The 18,501-nt window shown below is 58.4% G+C and carries 17 protein-coding genes; 12 read left to right on the top strand and 5 right to left on the bottom strand.

The window, feature by feature from the left end:
* Positions 1 to 528 precede the first annotated feature (528 nt).
* Positions 529 to 1,284 (bottom strand): molybdopterin-synthase adenylyltransferase MoeB, encoded by a 756-nt coding sequence (gene moeB / locus SPL01S_RS11865; protein WP_063199973.1) that lies wholly within the window; start codon positions 1,282 to 1,284, stop codon positions 529 to 531.
* A 2-nt stretch (positions 1,285 to 1,286) separates the two neighbouring features.
* Complete coding sequence (gene moeA, locus SPL01S_RS11860; protein WP_063199970.1) at positions 1,287 to 2,525, bottom strand: molybdopterin molybdotransferase MoeA; 1,239 nt, start codon at positions 2,523 to 2,525, stop codon at positions 1,287 to 1,289.
* Between the two features lie 114 nt (positions 2,526 to 2,639).
* Between moeA and SPL01S_RS11855 the strand changes: the two genes are divergently transcribed.
* The 8 genes from SPL01S_RS11855 to SPL01S_RS11820 all read left to right on the top strand — a co-directional run bounded on the left by SPL01S_RS11855 (position 2,640) and on the right by SPL01S_RS11820 (position 10,605).
* Positions 2,640 to 3,176 (top strand): DUF924 family protein, encoded by a 537-nt coding sequence (locus SPL01S_RS11855; protein ID WP_063199967.1) that lies wholly within the window; start codon positions 2,640 to 2,642, stop codon positions 3,174 to 3,176.
* 421 nt (positions 3,177 to 3,597) lie between these two features.
* Complete coding sequence (locus tag SPL01S_RS11850; protein ID WP_063199964.1) at positions 3,598 to 4,554, top strand: isoaspartyl peptidase/L-asparaginase family protein; 957 nt, start codon at positions 3,598 to 3,600, stop codon at positions 4,552 to 4,554.
* Between the two features lie 19 nt (positions 4,555 to 4,573).
* Positions 4,574 to 6,451, top strand: a complete 1,878-nt coding sequence (locus SPL01S_RS11845) for a dipeptide ABC transporter ATP-binding protein (protein WP_063199962.1) — start codon at positions 4,574 to 4,576, stop codon at positions 6,449 to 6,451.
* A 23-nt stretch (positions 6,452 to 6,474) separates the two neighbouring features.
* On the top strand, positions 6,475 to 8,013 hold the full coding sequence (gsiB, locus tag SPL01S_RS11840; protein WP_004942332.1) for a glutathione ABC transporter substrate-binding protein GsiB: 1,539 nt from the start codon (positions 6,475 to 6,477) through the stop codon (positions 8,011 to 8,013).
* Between the two features lie 52 nt (positions 8,014 to 8,065).
* A complete protein-coding gene (gene gsiC, locus SPL01S_RS11835; protein WP_062870247.1) occupies positions 8,066 to 8,986 on the top strand; it encodes a glutathione ABC transporter permease GsiC in 921 nt (306 codons plus the stop codon).
* Positions 8,987 to 8,995: 9 nt separating this feature from the next.
* Positions 8,996 to 9,904 carry a glutathione ABC transporter permease GsiD gene (gene gsiD, locus SPL01S_RS11830; protein WP_174523958.1) on the top strand — a complete coding sequence of 303 codons (909 nt, stop codon included), beginning with the start codon at positions 8,996 to 8,998 and terminating at the stop codon, positions 9,902 to 9,904.
* 144 nt (positions 9,905 to 10,048) lie between these two features.
* On the top strand, positions 10,049 to 10,285 hold the full coding sequence (locus SPL01S_RS11825) for a type II toxin-antitoxin system CcdA family antitoxin (RefSeq protein ID WP_063199959.1): 237 nt from the start codon (positions 10,049 to 10,051) through the stop codon (positions 10,283 to 10,285).
* Positions 10,286 to 10,287: 2 nt separating this feature from the next.
* Positions 10,288 to 10,605, top strand: a complete 318-nt coding sequence (locus tag SPL01S_RS11820) for a CcdB family protein (protein ID WP_013812173.1) — start codon at positions 10,288 to 10,290, stop codon at positions 10,603 to 10,605.
* A 33-nt stretch (positions 10,606 to 10,638) separates the two neighbouring features.
* Here SPL01S_RS11820 and fghA read toward each other — a convergent pair whose 3' ends face one another.
* From fghA to ptrR, 3 genes are read right to left on the bottom strand one after another with little or no spacing between them, the layout of a single operon-like run.
* Complete coding sequence (gene fghA, locus SPL01S_RS11815; RefSeq protein WP_004942338.1) at positions 10,639 to 11,481, bottom strand: S-formylglutathione hydrolase; 843 nt, start codon at positions 11,479 to 11,481, stop codon at positions 10,639 to 10,641.
* A gap of 14 nt (positions 11,482 to 11,495) precedes the next feature.
* Entirely contained in the window at positions 11,496 to 12,623 is a 1,128-nt protein-coding gene (locus SPL01S_RS11810) for an S-(hydroxymethyl)glutathione dehydrogenase/class III alcohol dehydrogenase (protein ID WP_062870249.1), read from the bottom strand.
* A 28-nt stretch (positions 12,624 to 12,651) separates the two neighbouring features.
* Positions 12,652 to 13,569, bottom strand: a complete 918-nt coding sequence (gene ptrR / locus SPL01S_RS11805; protein ID WP_063199956.1) for a putrescine utilization regulator PtrR — start codon at positions 13,567 to 13,569, stop codon at positions 12,652 to 12,654.
* 107 nt (positions 13,570 to 13,676) lie between these two features.
* On the opposite strand from ptrR, the gene SPL01S_RS11800 reads away from it, so the two are divergent.
* The 4 genes from SPL01S_RS11800 to galS all read left to right on the top strand — a co-directional run bounded on the left by SPL01S_RS11800 (position 13,677) and on the right by galS (position 18,285).
* The gene (locus SPL01S_RS11800) at positions 13,677 to 14,834 is read left to right on the top strand and encodes a YbfB/YjiJ family MFS transporter (RefSeq protein WP_062870253.1); all 1,158 of its coding nucleotides are present in this window, start codon (positions 13,677 to 13,679) and stop codon (positions 14,832 to 14,834) included.
* A 247-nt stretch (positions 14,835 to 15,081) separates the two neighbouring features.
* Positions 15,082 to 15,747 carry a GTP cyclohydrolase I FolE gene (folE, locus tag SPL01S_RS11795; protein WP_004942347.1) on the top strand — a complete coding sequence of 222 codons (666 nt, stop codon included), beginning with the start codon at positions 15,082 to 15,084 and terminating at the stop codon, positions 15,745 to 15,747.
* A gap of 189 nt (positions 15,748 to 15,936) precedes the next feature.
* Positions 15,937 to 17,118 (top strand): DUF418 domain-containing protein YeiB, encoded by a 1,182-nt coding sequence (gene yeiB, locus SPL01S_RS11790; protein WP_037432502.1) that lies wholly within the window; start codon positions 15,937 to 15,939, stop codon positions 17,116 to 17,118.
* A 129-nt stretch (positions 17,119 to 17,247) separates the two neighbouring features.
* On the top strand, positions 17,248 to 18,285 hold the full coding sequence (galS, locus tag SPL01S_RS11785) for an HTH-type transcriptional regulator GalS (RefSeq protein WP_063199953.1): 1,038 nt from the start codon (positions 17,248 to 17,250) through the stop codon (positions 18,283 to 18,285).
* Positions 18,286 to 18,501: the final 216 nt, after the last annotated feature.

Below are 18,501 nucleotides of genomic sequence, written 5' to 3'. Positions count from 1 at the left end.
TTCCTCGTGCAAACGTTAGTAATAATCGTTATCACACATGATGAGAGGTTTTTTCAGTATTTTAGGGGGGGGTAATGCAGTCTGTTAGAACTAATGGCATATTTTTTCGGAAATGGATACGCTGCTCTACATACATATTTATGATATTTACTGCTGTGAATTATATTGGTGACAGTATTCATGGTGGAGATTTTTATTTCTTTTTATTGATTGTTTTTTTATGCCTTGTGGGCGGCTTTGTCTTTGTTTTTTTCAACATTATCAATGTAAAGGATGACGAAAAATGAAAGAGCTTGGTTTGAGTGAAATTGCTCAGAGAACGGGTGCTCCAGCAATTGGCTGGGCAAGGTTTCAAAAAGATGTTTGGGGCGGATAGCATCGATCAGATTCAGAAGATGATTGGGTCAGGCATAATATAGGGCGACCCACCAAAGTTATGAGGGTTCACCCTATATGTTATTCATCAGAATGGGGGGCTGACGTGGTGGCTCTGCAGTCCGGCATGGTTACCCATTTGGCCAATGCTTGCTATTCCCCACCGCACACCTCGCACTGCGGGTTTTTCGGCAACTTCATCTCGCGGAACTGCATCGTCATGGCGTCGAACATCAGCAGTTTTCCGGTGAGGGGTTGGCCATAGTTTGCCAACAGCTTAATCGCTTCCAGAGCTTGTAGCGTGCCGATAGTGCCCACCAGCGGTGCCATAACCCCAGCCTCGACGCAGGTCAGGGCGTTTTCGCCGAATAACCGGCTCAGGCAGCGGTAGCAGGGCTCGTCCGGCTGGTAGGTGAATACGCTGAGCTGCCCCTCCATGCGGATCGCCGCGCCGGAAACCAGCGGTTTGCGTTGCGCATGGCACTGGCGGTTGAGCAGATCGCGTGTCGCTACGTTGTCGGTGCAGTCCAGCACCAGATCGCAGGCGGCAATGTGCGCCGCCATCTGTTCGTCGTTCAACTGCCCGTCCACGGCATCAATACGGATATGCGGATTGATGGCGCTCAGCTCGAGGCGAGCAGATTCGACCTTCGTCATGCCAAGGCGTGCATCGCGATGCAAGATCTGGCGTTGCAGGTTGGAGAGGGCGACGGTGTCGAAATCAACCAGCGTCAAGTGGCCGACGCCCGCCGCGGCCAGGTATGGCGCAGCAGCGCAACCCAGCCCGCCCAGGCCGATAATCAGCACTCGAGCGGCCTTCAGTTTTTCCTGGCCGTCGAAGTCAAAGCCGCGCAGGATAATCTGACGGTTATAGCGCAGCGTTTCGGCGTCGGTTAATTCCGGCAGCATGTTCAGCTCCTCAACAAGGTGTTGAATGGCTCGATTTCCACCGTTTCGCCAACCGCCACTGAACCGCGTTCGCGCTCCAGCACGATGAAACAGTTACCCTGGCTGAATGAACTGAATACGTGCGAGCCCTGATGGCCGGTAGTGCTCACTTCCAACTCGCCCTGGGCATTGCTGGCAAACACGCCGCGCTGGAAATCAAGACGACCCGGCGCCTTCTTCAGCGGCGTCAAGGCGCGTGCGCGCAGGCGCGGTGGCAGGTGCCACTCGCTGTGGCCGGCCAGTTTTGCCAGCAACGGCTGCACCAACTGGTAGAAGGTCAGGGCGGCGGAAACCGGGTTGCCCGGCAGGCCGCAGAACCAGGCGTGCTTCAGCTTGCCAAACGCAAAGGGTTTGCCGGGTTTGATCGCCAGTTTCCAGAAACTGACTTCGCCCAACTCGTCGAGCATCTGTTTGGTGTAGTCGGCTTCACCCACCGACACACCGCCGCTGCTGATCACTACGTCAGCCTGGCTGTCCGCCTGCTCGAAGGCGGCGCGCAGCGCGTTCTGGTCATCACGGATAATGCCCAGATCGAGCGTCTCGCAGCCCAATTGCTCGAGCATCAGGCGTACCGCAAAGCGGTTGGTGTCATAAATCTGCCCGGCCTCTAGCGGCTGGCCTACCGGCTGCAACTCGTCGCCGGTGGAGAATACCGCGACCTTCAACTTGCGGACAACCAGCACCTCGGCGACGCCGAGCGAGGCCAGCAACGGCAACTGCGCAGCGCCCAGTTTGACGCCGGCAGGCAACACGCCGGCGCCCTGTTGGATATCTTCTCCCGCCAAGCGGATGTTTTGTCCGGCGCGCACGGCGGCATTGAAGCGAACGCCGGCATCGCTCACCTCGGCCTGCTCTTGCATGATCACCGCTTCGGCACCGGTTGGGATCGGCGCGCCGGTCATGATGCGCACGCAGGTGCCGGCCGGCCAGTCACCGTCGAACGGCGTACCGGCAAAGGATTTGCCTGCGACCGGTAGCGGGGCGTTGGCATGCAGGTCCGCGATACGCACCGCATAACCGTCCATGGCCGAATTGGCGAACGGCGGCACGTCGATCGGTGAAATCACCGGCGCGGCGGTAATGCGGCCGGCGGCGGCGTTCAGGGGGATGGATTCGGTCTGCTGCAGGGGAGAGAGTTGGCTGAGTATCTTCTCCAGCGCCTGCTCAAGGGAAATGAGATCGGAAGTATGGCAATGATCCATAAAGGGAACTCCGTAATCAGGGTGCGCGAAAAACGGCGGCAAAGTGGGAGTATTATGGCAGATAACGCCGAAGGGGAGAACGGGTTACACTGAGTTAAACAAGGGAGAGACGTTATGCATAAACAGGTCATAGACTTCTGGTTCGAGGAGATCGATCCGGTGATGTGGTTCAAGAAAGACGAGGATTTCGACAGCCGGTTGCAGGTGCGTTTTGGCGAGCTGTGGCACGCGGCGGCGGCGGGTGAATTGGCGCATTGGCGCGAAACTATCGAAGGGCGGCTGGCGGAGGTGATCGTGCTCGATCAGTTCAGCCGTAATTTGTTTCGCGGCACGCCCCGCGCATTTTCCAGCGACTGCATGGCGCTGGTGTTGGCGCAAGAGGCGATCCGTTCCGGGCAATGCGAACAGCTCAGCCGCGAACAGCGCGGTTTTCTCTATTTACCCTTTATGCATTCGGAATCGGCGGTGATTCATCAGCAGGCATTGGCGCTGTATACCGAACTGAATAATGGCGATCAGTTGGAATTTGAATTACGGCATAAGGCGATCATTGACCGTTTTGGCCGTTACCCGCACCGTAATGCGATATTAGGCCGGATCAGCACGCCGGAAGAAGAGGAATTTCTGCTGTTGCCAGGATCGGGTTTCTGAATATTGATTATCTGCTTTCAACCTGCGAAAAAACCGCAGGTTGAGCGCTTCACGGCTATTTATCCAGAGCTATCGGTTATTTTTTCGGAAAATGACTGTCCATCAAGTAGGGCGCTTGCCAAAAATATCAGACATGACTTTTTGCGTGAATGCATTTTTCTAACACCCTGTTTTTATTCCGATAAGTTATTTCAAGGTGCAAAATGGTCTAAGAGGGCTACGCTAAATGCTGAACGGCGACTTTATGCTTTACTTCGATTGCCGGGCTAAATATAGTCGAAAAAAGTCTGAATAATAATTACACCCGTCGTATTTCAAGCATACCTGGCGGCTCCCGAGCTGGCCACCTGGTTGCAACTTGAAATCCATAGGGGGTAGGCGTCTTGGAAAAGGGCTGGAATTAACACAGGGTGTCAGGCAAATGAGCAAACCAGTGATTGCCATTCATGGCGGTGCGGGCGCAATTACCCGTGCGGCGTTGAGTGCAGAAAAGGAACAGGAATATATTCAGGTGCTGTCGGGCATTGTCGCCGCAGGCCAGAATATTTTGGCCCAGGGCGGTAGCGCGCTGGATGCGGTCACCGAGGCGGTGAGGTTGCTGGAAGAGTGCCCGCTGTTCAACGCGGGCTTGGGCTCGGTGTTCACTCATCAGGGCACCCACGAACTGGATGCCTGCGTGATGGACGGCCGCACCTGCGATGCCGGCGCCGTGACGGGCGTTAACCGGATACGCAATCCGGTGCTGGCCGCGCGTGCGGTGCTGGAAAACAGCCAACATGTGCTGTTCGCCGGTGAAGGCGCAGAAAAATTCGCCGTAGCCCACGGCCTGGAAATGGTCGCCCCCGATTTCTTCTTTACCCAGGAACGTTTTGATCAACTGCACCGCGCTCAGGCGGAGCAGGGCCGGGTGCTGCTCGATCACGACGGCGCGGCGCAGGCCGGCGATCCGATAGACCCCGATCGCAAATTCGGCACCGTCGGTGCGGTAGCGCTGGACGCATTAGGCAATCTGGCGGCCGCCACCTCAACCGGCGGTATGACCAATAAACAGGCAGGCCGGATTGGCGACACGCCGATCATCGGCGCAGGCTGCTATGCCAACAACGCCACGGTGGCGGTCTCCAGTACCGGCACCGGCGAAATCTTCATGCGCGGCGTCGCGGCTTACGACGTTTCTGCCTTGATCGAGTACGCCGGTCTGAGCCTGCAACAGGCCTGCGATCGGGTGGTGATGGAAAAACTGCCGGCAATGGGCGGCAGCGGCGGGCTGATCGCCATCGACCGCCACGGCAACGTGGCCCTGCCTTTCAACAGCGAAGGGATGTACCGCGGCTTCGGTTATGTCGGCGATGCGCCGTCCATAGGGATTTATCGCTAACCGATCACCAGGAGGGTGCATGACCGATACTTCAATGCCGCCTGCGGCGGACTCCGGGTTATTTATGCCGCCGCAGCGCGTACTGTCGGTACGCGATCTTGGCATCCGTTTTAACCAACAGGGCGACACCGTCGAGGCGGTGCGCCACCTGTCATTTGACATCGATCGCGGTGAAACGCTGGCGATCGTCGGCGAGTCCGGCTCGGGCAAATCGGTCACCTCTCTGGCGTTGATGCGATTGGTTGAGCAGGGCGGCGGCGCTATCGTCAGCGGCGCTATGTCATTTCGCCGGCGCAACGGCGAGGTGCTGGATCTGGCGCGAGCGCGTCAGAGCACCTTGCGAACCCTGCGCGGCGCCGATATGGCGATGATTTTTCAGGAGCCGATGACGTCGCTGAATCCGGTGTTTCCGGTAGGCGAGCAGATCGCCGAGTCTTTGCGGCTGCATCAGGCGATGGGCGGTCGCGCCGCGAAACAAGAAGCCTTGCGCATGCTCGATCTGGTGCGCATTCCCGAAGCCAAAGAGGTACTTAACCGTTATCCGCACCAGCTTTCCGGCGGCATGCGCCAGCGGGTGATGATCGCCATGGCGTTATCTTGCAAACCCGCGCTGCTGATTGCCGACGAGCCGACCACCGCGCTGGACGTCACCATTCAGGCGCAGATCCTGCAGCTGATTCGCGTGCTGCAGCAGGAAATGCAGATGGGGGTGATTTTCATCACCCACGATATGGGCGTAGTGGCGGAGATTGCCGACCGGGTGCTGGTGATGCATCAGGGCGAACAAGTGGAGCAAGGGCCGGTGCGCGAGTTGTTCGCCGCGCCGCAACAGCCTTACACCCAGGCGTTGCTGGCGGCAGTGCCGAAGCTGGGTTCGATGGCGGATAAAGATTTCCCTGCCAAATTCCCGCAGCCCAACGGCGAAGACAATGGGCTGCCGCAGGATACCGTGCCGCCGGGCGCAGCGCCGATCCTGCGCGTGGAAAACCTGGTCACGCGTTTTGATCTGCGCAGCGGTATTTTCAACCGCGTCACCCGTCGGGTACACGCGGTGGAAAACGTCAGTTTTGATCTCTATCCCGGCGAAACGCTGGGGCTGGTGGGGGAGTCCGGCTGTGGTAAATCCACTACCGGCCGTTCGCTGCTAAAGCTGGTGGACAGCCAACATGGCACCATCACCTTTGACGGCCGTCAGATAAACCACCTGAAAGGCTCGGCGTTGCAGCACCTGCGGCGCGATATCCAGTTTATCTTCCAGGATCCTTACGCTTCTCTGGACCCGCGGCTGACCGTCGGCTTTTCGATTATGGAGCCGCTGCTGGTGCATAACGTGGCGCGTGGCAAGGCGGCGGAGGCGCGTGTGGCCTGGTTGCTGGAGCGCGTGGGGCTGAAACCTGAGCATGCGCGGCGTTATCCGCATGAGTTTTCCGGTGGCCAGCGGCAGCGTATCTGTATTGCGCGTGCGCTGGCATTGAACCCGAAGGTGGTGATTGCCGACGAGTCGGTGTCGGCGCTTGACGTGTCGATTCAGGCGCAAATCGTCAATCTGCTGCTCGATCTGCAGCGTGAGCTCGGCATCGCATTCTTGTTTATCTCGCACGATATGGCGGTGGTGGAACGCATTAGCCATCGCGTGGCGGTCATGTACCTCGGCCAGATCGTCGAAATTGGCCCGCGTCGGGCGGTGTTCGACAACCCGCAGCACGCTTATACCCGCAAACTGATGGCGGCGGTGCCGGTGGCCGATCCGGCACATGTCCATAAACGCCAACCGTTGTTGGTGGATGAAATTCCTAGCCCGATCCGCGCGTTGGGCGATGAACCCGTTACCGCACCGCTGGTACAGGTTGGGCCGGGGCACTTCGTTGCCCGCCACCCGATCGCCGGTGCTTATTAAAGACCTCAGGAGAGACAAGCGACATGAAGCACACATTCAAACGTAATGCGTTGGTGGCCGCCGTGCTGCTGGCGGCGGTGGGCGCAGGCCCGGCCTGGGCGGCGAAGGATGCGGTGATTGCCGTGGCTTCCAACTTCACCACGTTGGATCCGTACGACGCCAACGACACGCTGTCTCAGGCGGTGGCCAAGTCTTTCTATCAGGGGCTGTTCGGCTTCGATAAGGACATGAAGCTGGTTAACGTGCTGGCGGACGGCTACGAGGTAAGTAAAGACGGCTTGACTTATACCCTCAAGCTGCATCCGGGGGTGAAATTCCACGACGGCACCGAGTTCAACGCCGAAGCGGTGAAGGTGAACCTGGATCGCGCCAGCAACCCGGACAGCCATCTCAAGCGCTACAACCTGTTCAAGATGATCGACAAAACCGAAGTGGTGGACGCCAACACGGTGAAAATCGTGTTGAAGGCACCGTTCTCGGCCTTTATCAACAATTTGGCGCACCCGGCGGCGGCGATCATTTCCCCGGCGGCGCTGAAGCAGTATGGCAAAGACATTGGCTTCCATCCGGTGGGCACCGGGCCATATCAGTTCGTGACCTGGAACCAGACCGATTTCGTCAAGGTGAAGAAGTTCGACGGCTATTGGAAGCCGGGGTTGCCGAAGCTCGACAGCATCACCTGGCGCCCGGTGGTGGACAACAATACCCGTGCGGCGATGCTGCAAACCGGCGAAGCGACCTTTGCCTTCCCGATCCCTTACGAGCAGGCCAAGGTGCTGGAAGGCAATGCCAAGCTCGACGTGGTGGCGGCTCCGTCGATCCTGCAACGTTATATCAGTCTGAACGTCACCCAGAAGCCGTTTGACAATCCGAAAGTGCGCCAGGCGTTGAACTACGCCATCAACAAGGATGCGTTGATCAAAGTGGCGTTCTCCGGCTACGCGGTACCGGCGGAAGGCCCGGTACCGCCGGCAATCGACTTCGCTACCCGCTACAAGCCGTGGCCGTACGATCCGGCCAAGGCGCGCGAACTGCTGAAAGAGGCCGGCTATCCGAACGGTTTCACCACCACGTTGTGGTCTTCGCATAACCACAGCACCGCGCAGAAAGTGCTGCAGTTTGCCCAGCAGCAGCTGGCGCAGGTTGGGGTGAAAGTGACGGTGACCGCGATGGATGCCGGCCAGCGTGCCGCGCAGGTGGAAAGCGTCGGGGTGAAAGACACCGGCGTGCGCATGTTCTATACCGGCTGGTCGGCGTCGACCGGCGAGGCGGATTGGGCGCTGTCGCCGCTGTTCTCTACCCAGGCTGCGCCACCCAAGCAGTTCAACACCGCGTTTTACAGCAATCCGCAGGTGGACAAGGATCTGACCGGCGCGCTGGCGACCACCGATCGCGCCGAGAAGCAGAAACTCTACAAGGATGCGCAGGACCGGATCTGGGCCGACGCACCGTGGATCTTCCTGGCGACCGAGCGCCTGCTGTCGGCCAACAACAAGCAGCTGAGCGGTTTCTATGTGATGCCGGATACCTCGTTCAACTTTGATAATGCCGATCTCAAATAAGGCGCCAATCCCCGCCCTCTATTCGGGGGCGGGGTGAGGGGATTAACCCGACATGCTTAATTATTTTCTGAAACGACTGCTGGGTCTGATCCCGACGCTGCTGATTGTCGCGGTGCTGGTGTTTCTGTTCGTTCACCTGCTGCCCGGCGATCCGGCGCGGCTGGCGGCGGGGCCGGATGCCGACGAAGCGGTGGTGCAACTGGTGCGCAAGGATCTGGGGCTGGATAAGCCGTTGCCTCAGCAGTTCGTCCATTTTTTTGTCAATGCGCTACAGGGCGATTTCGGCACCTCGATGGTGTCCAAGCGCCCGGTGAGCGAGGAGATCGGCTCGCGCTTTTTGCCAACGCTGTGGCTGACCCTCACCAGCATGCTGTGGGCGGTGATCTTCGGCATGGCCATTGGCATGGTGTCCGCCGTGTGGCGAAACCGCTGGCCGGATCGCCTGGGCATGACGCTGGCGGTCTCGGGCATTTCATTCCCCGCCTTTGCGCTGGGCATGCTGCTGATGCAGGTATTTTCCGTCAACCTCGGCTGGTTGCCGACGGTGGGGGCCGACAGCTGGCGGCACTATATTCTGCCCTCGATTACGTTGGGCGCGGCGGTGGCGGCGGTGATGGCGCGCTTTACCCGCGCTTCATTCGTTGAGGTGATGCAAGAAGACTATATGCGCACCGCGCGCGCCAAGGGTGTGCGAGAAACCCTGGTGGTGGTGAAACACGGGCTGCGTAACGCGATGATCCCGGTGGTGACCATGATGGGATTGCAGTTCGGCTTTCTGCTTGGCGGCTCTATCGTGGTGGAGAAAGTCTTTAACTGGCCGGGGCTGGGCAGGCTGCTGGTCGATTCCGTCGAGATGCGCGATTACCCGGTGATCCAGGCCGAGGTGCTGTTGTTTTCTCTGGAGTTCATTCTGATTAACCTGTTGGTGGACATGCTGTATGCGGCAATTAACCCGGCGATACGCTACAAATGAGGGCGCTGCATGATTAAGCATTGGCGACGTAACGCTGCATTGAAGGCGATGCCGACGATCAACTCTAACGCGGTGCGCACGCCGTGGCATGAGTTTTGGCGGCGTTTCCGCCGACAGCATGTGGCGTTGGTCGCGGGACTGTTTGTGTTGCTGTTGGTGGCGGCAGCGCTGTTTGCGCCGTACCTGACCCCCTTTGATGCGGAAAACTATTTTGATTATGACCGCCTGAACGAAGGCCCTTCGCTGGTGCATTGGCTGGGCGTGGATTCGCTGGGGCGGGATATTTTTAGCCGTATTCTGATGGGCACGCGCATTTCGCTGGCCGCCGGGGTGTTCTCGGTACTGGCCGGCGGATTGATTGGCACCTTGCTGGGCCTGTTGGCGGGCTATTATGAGGGCTGGTGGGATCGGATCACCATGCGCATTTGCGACGTGTTGTTCGCGTTTCCCGGCATCCTGCTGGCGATTGGCGTGGTGGCGATCATGGGCAGCGGCATGGCCAATGTGATTATCGCGGTGGCCATTTTCAGCATTCCGGCGTTTGCCCGGTTGGTGCGGGGCAACACCCTGGTGCTGAAGCACCTGACCTATATCGAGTCGGCACGCAGCATTGGCGCTTCGGACTGGACCATCATCATGCGGCATATTTTGCCGGGCACTCTTTCGTCGATCGTGGTGTATTTCACCATGCGTATCGGCACTTCCATCATTACCGCCGCCAGCCTGTCGTTCCTCGGCCTGGGCGCGCAACCGCCGACGCCGGAGTGGGGCGCGATGCTCAACGAGGCGCGAGCCGATATGGTGATTGCGCCGCACGTGGCGATTTTCCCCAGTTTGGCGATTTTCCTCACCGTGCTGGCGTTTAACTTGTTGGGCGATGGGCTGCGCGATGCGCTGGATCCGAAACTGAAGGGGTGACTTTGGGTCTGTTGCCTTTGCGCGTTCAGGCCGGTTTCGCCATGATGCGTGGCGCACATTTGAATGGGCTGACACCGTTCCTGGGTGTTATTTTTCGTTCAATAAGCCGTGTTGTTTGCACGAAGATTATTGCGGGAGGTGCTAATGCCAGTAAAACAACGAACGACCCAAAGCGTTACCATGGCGGTGGAACGCAGTTTACTGAGCCGTGCACGTGAGGCGGGCATTAACCTCAGTACTACGCTGAATACTGCTTTGGATGCCGAATTGCGTCAGCATGAGATGAGGAAATGGAAGGAAGAAAACCGAGAAGCGATCGATGCTTTAAATCGTTTTCATGAAGAACATGGCTGTTTCAGTGACGAATACAGGACGTTTTAGCGATGCAATTTACGGTATACGCGAATACGGGGAAAAGCGCAGTCTATCCTCTGCTGCTTGATGTGACGAACGATATCATCGAGCAATTAAATCGCCGAGTTATGATCCCGTTATTACCCATTGAAAAGTATCCGGCCAGTACTCGCCCGGAACGCTTGAACCCTTTGGTCAGGCTGGTGGATGACAACGAGTACGCCGTTATGACTCATGAGATGGCAAGTATTCCCGTTCGTATCCTGGGCGCTGAATTTTGCGATGCTTCCCAATACCGAACCAAGGTGAAAGCCGCAATAGATTTTCTTTTCGACGGTATCAGATGAAATCCGGGCGGCTAAACCGCCCGGATTTTTTTATCAGCGGAACAGATGTTCGGCGTGGAAACGCAGGTGGTCTTCGATAAAGGTGGCGATGGTGAAGTAGCTGTGATCGTAGCCTGGCTGGATCCGCAGCGTCAGTGGCCAGTCGCGCTGGCGTGCCAGCTCTGCCAGTTTTGCCGGTTGCAGTTGATCCGCCAGGAACTGATCGCCGTCGCCCTGATCCACCAGGACCGGCATTTTTTCCGCCCCGTTAGCCAGCAGATGGCAACTGTCGTATTGCAGCCACTGGCTTTCGTCGTTCCCCAGATAGGCGGTGAAGGCTTTTCGCCCCCAAGGCACCTGGCAAGGGTTGACGATCGGCGCGAACGCCGATACCGAACGAAAGCGCTGCGGATTGCGAAACGCCAGCATCAGCGCGCCATGGCCGCCCATGGAGTGGCCAAAGATCGACTGGCGATCGCTGACGCTGAAATGCTGATTGATCAGCGCCGGTAGCTCATCGCTGAGGTAATCGTACATGCGAAAATGCTTGTCCCACGGCGCCTGCGTGGCGTTCAAATAGAACCCGGCGCCCTGGCCCAGATCGTACCCTTCATCGTTCGGCACATCGTCGCCGCGCGGGCTGGTATCGGCCATCACCAGCACCAGACCCAGTTCGGCGGCGATGCGTTGCGCACCGGCCTTCAACGTGAAGTTTTCATCATTGCAAGTCAGCCCCGACAGCCAGTACAACACCGGCGGCGGGTTATCATCACGCGGCGGCGGCAGATAGATGCTGAAAGTCATGTTGCAATTCAGGCTCTGCGCTGCATGGCGGTAACGCTGTTGCCAGCCACCGAACATGCGGTGCTCTTCGAGAAGTTCTAATGACGAGTTCATCTCTGCCTCCTGGCTTATTTTTTGTCGAAGTGAATAACCGAGCGGATTGATTTGCCTTCGTGCATCAAATCGAACGCTTCGTTAATCTGATCGAGCCCCATAGTGTGGGTGATAAAGTCATTCAGCGCGAACTCGCCGTCCAGATAACGCTGGACGATGCCCGGCAACTGCGAACGGCCCTTGACGCCACCGAAGGCGGAACCGCGCCAGACGCGGCCGGTGACCAACTGGAACGGGCGGGTAGAGATCTCTTGGCCGGCACCGGCTACGCCGATAATCACCGATTCGCCCCAGCCTTTATGACAACATTCCAGCGCGGAGCGCATCACGTTGACGTTGCCAATGCACTCGAAGGAGAAATCGACGCCGCCGTCGGTCAGCTCAACGATCACGTCCTGAATAGGTTTATCGTAGTCTTTCGGGTTGATCAGATCGGTAGCACCCAGTTTGCGCGCCAGATCGAACTTGCTGGTGTTGATATCGATGCCGATGATGCGGCCTGCGCCGGCCATCTGCGCGCCGATAATCGCCGACAGGCCAATGCCGCCGAGGCCGAAGATGGCCACGGTGTCGCCTTTTTGCACTTTGGCGGTGTTGATCACCGCACCCATGCCGGTGGTGACGCCGCAACCCAGCAGGCAGACTTCTTCCAGCGGTGCTTCTTTGCTGATTTTCGCCAGAGAGATTTCCGGTACTACGGTGTATTCGGAGAAGGTCGAGGTGCCCATGTAGTGGAAGATTGGCTGGCCGTCTTTATAGAAGCGGGTCGTGCCGTCCGGCATCAGGCCTTTACCCTGGGTGGCGCGGATCGCCTGACACAGGTTGGTTTTGCCGGATTTACAGAATTTGCACTCGCCGCATTCCGGGGTGTACAGCGGGATCACGTGATCGCCGACCGCCACGCTGGTGACGCCTTCGCCCACCGCTTCTACCACGCCGCCGCCTTCATGGCCGAGGATCGCCGGGAACACGCCTTCCGGATCGGCCCCTGACAGGGTGTAAGCGTCGGTGTGGCACACGCCGGTGGCTACGATCCGCACCAGCACTTCGCCTTTTTGCGGTGGCATCAGATCGACTTCTTCGATTTTCAGCGGCTGGTTCGGGCCCCAGGCAACGGCGGCACGGGTTTTGATCATTTTCATCATGGTCTCCAGTGGTCTATTTTTTAAATCAGGCTATGTCGATAGCGTCTGATGAAACGAGGTTTGTGTTGTCAACAGCGGCGGTTTCCGCCTGTTCAATAATCAGTTCTTTCAGTGCCCGCACGTTCGGGCCGAACGCATCGCGCCGCCACAGCAACCAGGTGGCGGTTTGGGCGATGTCATCCGGCAGGGCATGCACTTTCACCCGTTCATGGCCAGGCAACAGGCTGAGCACCGAGTGCGGGATCATCGCCAGCCCGGCGCCGCTGGCAACGCAGGCCAGCATCGCGTGGTAGGACTGGATTTCCATAATCTGGCCCGGCAAGGCGCCTTCGCGCTTGAACCAGGACTCCAGCCGCAGGCGGTAAGAACAGCTTGCCCGGAAGGCGAACAGCGTTTCGCCTTTGGCGTCTTTAGCGCTATGAATCGGCAGGTGGTCGAGGCAGGAGATCACCACCATGTGTTCGGGGAAGGCGATACAGCCGTTGAGTTCGTCATATTGCACCGGCCCATCGACCAGCGCCGCCGCCAACGTACCGGCGCGCACCCGTTCGGTGATTTCGCCCGAGGTACCGGTGGTCAACGACAGCGAGACCTGCGAAAAGCGCTGGTGGTAGGCCGCCAACAGACTGGGCAGGCGGGTGGCCGCCGTGCTTTCCATCGAGCCGATAGCGAAGTTACCCGCCGGCTCACCGGCATGGGTGATGCTCATGGCCTCTTCGCTGAGCGCCAGAATACGGTTGGCGTAGCAGAGGAAGTTGTGGCCCATCGGCGAAAGGCGCAGGCGTTGCTTTTCGCGGATGAAAAGATCGGTGCCCAGTTCCTGCTCAAGCTGACGCAGGCGCGTAGTCAGGTTCGACGGCACGCGGTGCAGTTGCTCGGCGGCACGGGCGACGGAGCCGGTTTCGGCGACGCTGCAGAACATGCGAAGCTGGGTCAGATCCATGGTCTTCTCTTTTCGTGATGAACTTGATTAGTATTATTCAGTTTTTGTGATTTTAATACTGCGGCATGATGCTGGCAACTTTCTTTTAACAGTCTGGATAACTCTACATGGCCTTAAGAATTGCCCTGAGCGGTTTTATTGCGTTGATCGTCGCCATGGGGATTGGGCGCTTCGCCTTTACCCCGCAGGTGCCGCTGATGATTGCCGAGCACCAGTTTACTCTGACCGGGGCCGGGCTGGTGGCGGCGATCAACTACCTGGGATATCTGTGTGGCGCTTACGACGCCATGCGCGCCAGCCGCCACGTTGAACGCCGGCTGTGGTTGGGCGTGTGGGGCGCGGTGGCCTTGACGCTGCTTTCCGCCGTGGTGCAGGGCGAATGGTGGCATGGTGCGGTGCGTTTTGTCATCGGCTGGGCCAGCGGCTGGTCGATGGTCTTGGTAGCGGCCTGGACCAACGAGCGGTTGGCGCATTATGGCCGGCCGGCGCTGAGCGCTGCGGTGTTCGCCGGCCCGGGGGCCGGAATTTTTATCAGCGGCATGATGGCGGTGGGCATTCATAGCCTGGCCCTGACGGCGTCGCAGGCCTGGATGGTGTACGGCGTATTGGCGCTGGTGCTGATCGGTGCCATCAGCATCAACCTGCCGCGTGCCGGTGAGTTGCATCGCCCCAATGTGGCAGCGGAGCCGCTGCAACTGACCCCGGCGTTGAAACGCCTGGTATGGAGCTACAGTCTGGCGGGGTTTGGCTATATTCTGCCGGCGACCTTTCTGTCGCAGATGGCGGCGGCGCGTTTCCCCGACAGCCTGTTCGCTCAATTCGTTTGGCCGATCTTCGGCGGTGCGGCGGTGTTGGGGATTGTCCTCGGCATTCTGACCCGCCATCGGCTGACCACTCAGTCACGTCTGGCTATTACCCTGTGGGTGCAGGCGCTGGGGGTATTGTGCGCGGAAGTGGTACCGGGTGTGGCCGGGTTGGCGCTGGGTGCGCTGCTTACCGGCGGCGGTTTCCTCAGCGTGGTGCAGCTTTCCATCCAGCATGGCCGGGAGTTGGCGCCCAACCATGCACGTTATATGGCGGGATTGTTGACTACCGGTTATGCGCTGGGGCAACTGGTTGGCCCTACGTTGTCGGCGCTGTCGACGGCATTGACCCACAGGCTGGAACCGGCGCTGTATGTGGCGGTTGTGGGTCTGATCGTGGCCGGTCTGCTGGTGGTGAATACGCCGGCGCGCGAATTGGCGCGAAAACCGACGCCGCCGTGATTAAATTCCGTACAAAAAACGCGGGATACCCGCAGCAGGCCTGATTGTGCTAAATGCGAATATTTCACCTGCGGTTGAAGTACAATCACTGGATAATCCCTTCACTCTCCTCTAGAGTGGAGGCAAAATCTTGACCGAGTTCACGTTATCAACTACGGAAACTTCTGCCGTCAGGAGAGTATGCAATTCACCTGTCTGCCCGGTAAAGCCGCCGGATGGGTGAGTTCAAGTCCGTTGGAGAGAATAAATGACATCATTAAGTAAAGAAGCTGCCCTGGTTCACGCAGCGCTCGAAGAGCGTGGTCTGGAAACCCCGTTGCGCGGTGAAGTGCTGGATCGCGAAACGCGCAAACGTCGTATTAAAGAGCACATGACGGAAATCATGCAGCTGCTTAATCTCGACTTGTCCGACGACAGCCTGGCGGAAACCCCGCACCGCATTGCCAAAATGTATGTCGATGAGATTTTCTCCGGTCTGGACTACGCCAACTTCCCAAAAATCACCGTCATCGAAAACAAGATGAAGGTAGATGAAATGGTGACGGTGCGCGATATCACGCTGACCAGCACCTGCGAACATCACTTCGTGACCATCGACGGTAAAGCGACCGTGGCCTACATTCCGAAAGATGCGGTCATTGGCCTGTCGAAAATCAACCGTATCGTGCAGTTCTTCTCCCAGCGCCCCCAGGTGCAGGAGCGTTTGACTCAGCAGATCCTGGTGGCATTGCAAACCTTGCTCGGTACCAATAACGTGGCGGTATCGATCGATGCGGTCCATTATTGTGTCAAGGCACGCGGCATCCGTGACGCGACCAGCGCCACCACCACCACTTCTCTGGGCGGGCTGTTCAAGTCCAGCCAGAACACGCGCCAGGAGTTTTTGCGCGCGGTGCGTCATCACCAGGGGTGATGGCGGGCCATTTCTACCCTATATAGTTGGAGTTGCATCAAGGCGGCAAGGGCGCTGATCCCGATGAGCTTACTCAGGTAAGTGATTCGGGTAAGTGCACGCAGTCAACACAGAGGCAGCTTCAAGTATGACGGGTATAACAGGCGCCTGCGGGCGCCTTTTTAATGACCGGCATGCAGCGGTAAAATAATGAACACTAGCTCCACGGCCCCCTTGCCACGCATCGCCACGCTGGACTGCGTGCGAGGTATCGCCATTCTCGGCATTCTTCTGCTGAATATCAGCGCCTTTGGCCTGCCAAAGGCGGCCTACCTTAACCCTGCCTATCTGGGGCTGCCGACTTCTCGCGATGCCTGGACCTGGGCGCTGCTGGATATTTTCGCGCAGGCCAAGTTCCTGGCGATGTTCGCCCTGTTATTCGGCGCAGGCCTGCAGATGCTGCTACGCCGCGGCAAAGGTTGGATACGCGCCCGGCTGTCGTGGTTGGTGCTGTTTGGTCTGGGGCATGCCATTTTCCTCTGGGACGGTGATATTTTGCTGGCTTACGGCTTAATCGGCCTGGTGTGCTGGCGGATGATCCGCGACGCGAAGGACACTTATCAACTGCTGAAAACCGGCGTGGTGCTGTACCTGATTGGCGTTGGGGTGTTGCTGCTGCTAGGGTTCGTTTCGCACGGTGAGCCGGGCGGTTTCTGGCAACCCGGCGTAGCTGAGCTGCAGTATGAGAAGTTTTGGAAATTGCAGGGGGGCATGGAGGCATGGCGCAGCCGTGTTGACCTGCTGTCTTCCAGCCTGCTGGCGATTGGCGCTCAATACGGCTGGGAACTGGCGGGCCTGATGTTGTTCGGTGCGGGGCTGATGCGCAGCGGTTGGCTGCGCGGTACCTATTCGCCGGGCTACTATCGCCGTCAGGCGGCCTGGCTGATACCGCTTTCATTGCTGATCCAAGTGCCGGCGGTGGCGTTGCAATGGCATCTGCACTGGGACTACCGCTGGAGCGGGTTTTTACTGCAGGTGCCGCGTGAACTGGGCTCGCCGCTGCAGGCGATGGGCTATCTGGCGCTGTGTTACGGTTTCTGGCCTACGCTGTCGCGCTTGCGCATCGGCCATTGGCTGACGCAGGTCGGGCGTATGGCGCTGAGCAACTATCTGCTGCAAACGCTGATTTGCACCACGCTGTTCTATCGCTTTGGCCTGTATCAGCAGTTTGACCGCCTGCAACTGTTGGCGTTTGTGCCGCTGGTCTGGCTGGCCAACCTGTTGTTTTCCAACCTGTGGCTGAGGTACTTCCCGCAGGGGCCGGTAGAATGGCTGTGGCGCAAATTGACTCATCTGGCCGCCGGCCAAGCGGAACCCAAGGCGCTGAACTGAGATCTGGCGCAGGCAGGTTAAAAAAATGTATGTAAACGTTTTCTTTCCTGTGACGTAATTCACGCAGAGGAGGATGACAAACGGGGTAGGATAGCGCCACTGTCAACTACCCCGACCTCAGGATCTTTCATGGCCTCTGTTCACCCAATCACCATTCGCGACGTGGCGAAACGCGCGGGCGTGTCCGTGGCGACCGTTTCCCGCGTGCTGAACAACAGCGCCCTGACCAGCAAACAGACGCGTGAAGGGGTGCTGCAGGCGGTAGCGGAGCTGGGCTATCGGCCCAATGCCAATGCGCAGGCGTTGGCCACCCAAAGCAGCGATACCCTCGGCGTGGTGGTGATGGACGTTTCCGATCCCTTCTTTGGCGCTTTGGTGAAAGCGGTAGACACTGTGGCGCAGAAAAACCACAAATACCTGCTGATTGGCAACAGTTACCACCAGGCGGAAAAAGAGCGTCATGCCATCGAAGTATTGATTCGTCAGCGCTGCAATGCCTTGATTGTTCATGCAAAGGCCTTGTGTGACGCCGAGTTGATCGCCTTTCTCGAACAGGTGCCGGGCATGGTGCTGATTAACCGAATCATCGCCGGCTACGAACACCGCTGCGTTGGCCTGGATAACGTCAGCGGCGCGGAGATGGCGATGCGCCTGCTGCTGTCGCAGGGCCATCAGCGTATTGGCTATCTGGGCTCCAATCACCTGATCGAAGACGGGCCGCTGCGTCAGCAGGGCTATGAGCAGGCGATGAGCGCGGCGGGGCTGGCGACGCCGGACAGTTGGCGCGCTTACGGTTCGCCGGATCTGCAGGGCGGGGAGGCCGCGATGGTCGAGCTGCTTGGCCGTAATCTGCATCTGAGCGCCGTGTTCGCTTACAACGATGCTATGGCCGCCGGTGCCATGGCGGTGCTGAAAGAAAACGGTATCATTGTGCCGCAAAATTTCTCGATAGTGGGGTTCGATGATATCCCCATTGCACGCTATACCAGCCCTAAACTGACTACGGTACGCTATCCCATTGTTACCATGGCGACTCTTGCCACCGAATTGGCCCTGCGGGGCGCGGCTGGCGGGCTGGAGCCACAGGCGAGCCACCTGTTTATGCCTACTCTGGTACGTCGCCATTCCGATGCCCCCTGGCAAAGTGAGGCGGCGGTCACTCTCTGAAGATTTAATCTTGTGTAACCGTTTTCAATCTGTGAGAAAATTCACAGATTATTAACATCACCCCGTCTATGCTCTAGGCGTTTTCCGGCGCAAAGGCACTTGCCGCTGCCGTTTTTATCTCGCGCTGACACAGCACTTTTCAGGAATAACATGATTCACGGATGACAGGGAACCTGCCAGACCCGGTCGTGCACCCACCGCCGGTTACCTTTGGCT

This window comes from Serratia plymuthica NBRC 102599 (genome assembly GCF_001590925.1).
In the GTDB taxonomy this organism is placed as follows: Bacteria; Pseudomonadota; Gammaproteobacteria; order Enterobacterales; family Enterobacteriaceae; genus Serratia; species Serratia plymuthica.
The sequence above is the reverse complement of the archived record's forward strand: the minus strand, read 5'-3'. Positions and strand labels throughout refer to the sequence as shown.

Bases quoted from the DNA above. Each gene is read 5' to 3' on its own strand.
- gsiC (WP_062870247.1), top strand. From the start codon at position 8,066: ATGCTTAATTATTTTCTGAAACGACTGCTGGGTCTGATCCCGACGCTG.
- galS (WP_063199953.1), top strand. From the start codon at position 17,248: ATGGCCTCTGTTCACCCAATCACCATTCGCGACGTGGCGAAACGCGCG.
- yeiB (WP_037432502.1), top strand. From the start codon at position 15,937: ATGAACACTAGCTCCACGGCCCCCTTGCCACGCATCGCCACGCTGGAC.
- fghA (WP_004942338.1), bottom strand. From the start codon at position 11,481: ATGAACTCGTCATTAGAACTTCTCGAAGAGCACCGCATGTTCGGTGGC.
- SPL01S_RS11845 (WP_063199962.1), top strand. From the start codon at position 4,574: ATGACCGATACTTCAATGCCGCCTGCGGCGGACTCCGGGTTATTTATG.
- SPL01S_RS11810 (WP_062870249.1), bottom strand. From the start codon at position 12,623: ATGAAAATGATCAAAACCCGTGCCGCCGTTGCCTGGGGCCCGAACCAG.
- ptrR (WP_063199956.1), bottom strand. From the start codon at position 13,569: ATGGATCTGACCCAGCTTCGCATGTTCTGCAGCGTCGCCGAAACCGGC.
- moeB (WP_063199973.1), bottom strand. From the start codon at position 1,284: ATGCTGCCGGAATTAACCGACGCCGAAACGCTGCGCTATAACCGTCAG.
- SPL01S_RS11820 (WP_013812173.1), top strand. From the start codon at position 10,288: ATGCAATTTACGGTATACGCGAATACGGGGAAAAGCGCAGTCTATCCT.
- SPL01S_RS11825 (WP_063199959.1), top strand. From the start codon at position 10,049: ATGCCAGTAAAACAACGAACGACCCAAAGCGTTACCATGGCGGTGGAA.
- SPL01S_RS11800 (WP_062870253.1), top strand. From the start codon at position 13,677: ATGGCCTTAAGAATTGCCCTGAGCGGTTTTATTGCGTTGATCGTCGCC.
- gsiB (WP_004942332.1), top strand. From the start codon at position 6,475: ATGAAGCACACATTCAAACGTAATGCGTTGGTGGCCGCCGTGCTGCTG.
- SPL01S_RS11850 (WP_063199964.1), top strand. From the start codon at position 3,598: ATGAGCAAACCAGTGATTGCCATTCATGGCGGTGCGGGCGCAATTACC.
- moeA (WP_063199970.1), bottom strand. From the start codon at position 2,525: ATGGATCATTGCCATACTTCCGATCTCATTTCCCTTGAGCAGGCGCTG.
- gsiD (WP_174523958.1), top strand. From the start codon at position 8,996: ATGATTAAGCATTGGCGACGTAACGCTGCATTGAAGGCGATGCCGACG.
- folE (WP_004942347.1), top strand. From the start codon at position 15,082: ATGACATCATTAAGTAAAGAAGCTGCCCTGGTTCACGCAGCGCTCGAA.
- SPL01S_RS11855 (WP_063199967.1), top strand. From the start codon at position 2,640: ATGCATAAACAGGTCATAGACTTCTGGTTCGAGGAGATCGATCCGGTG.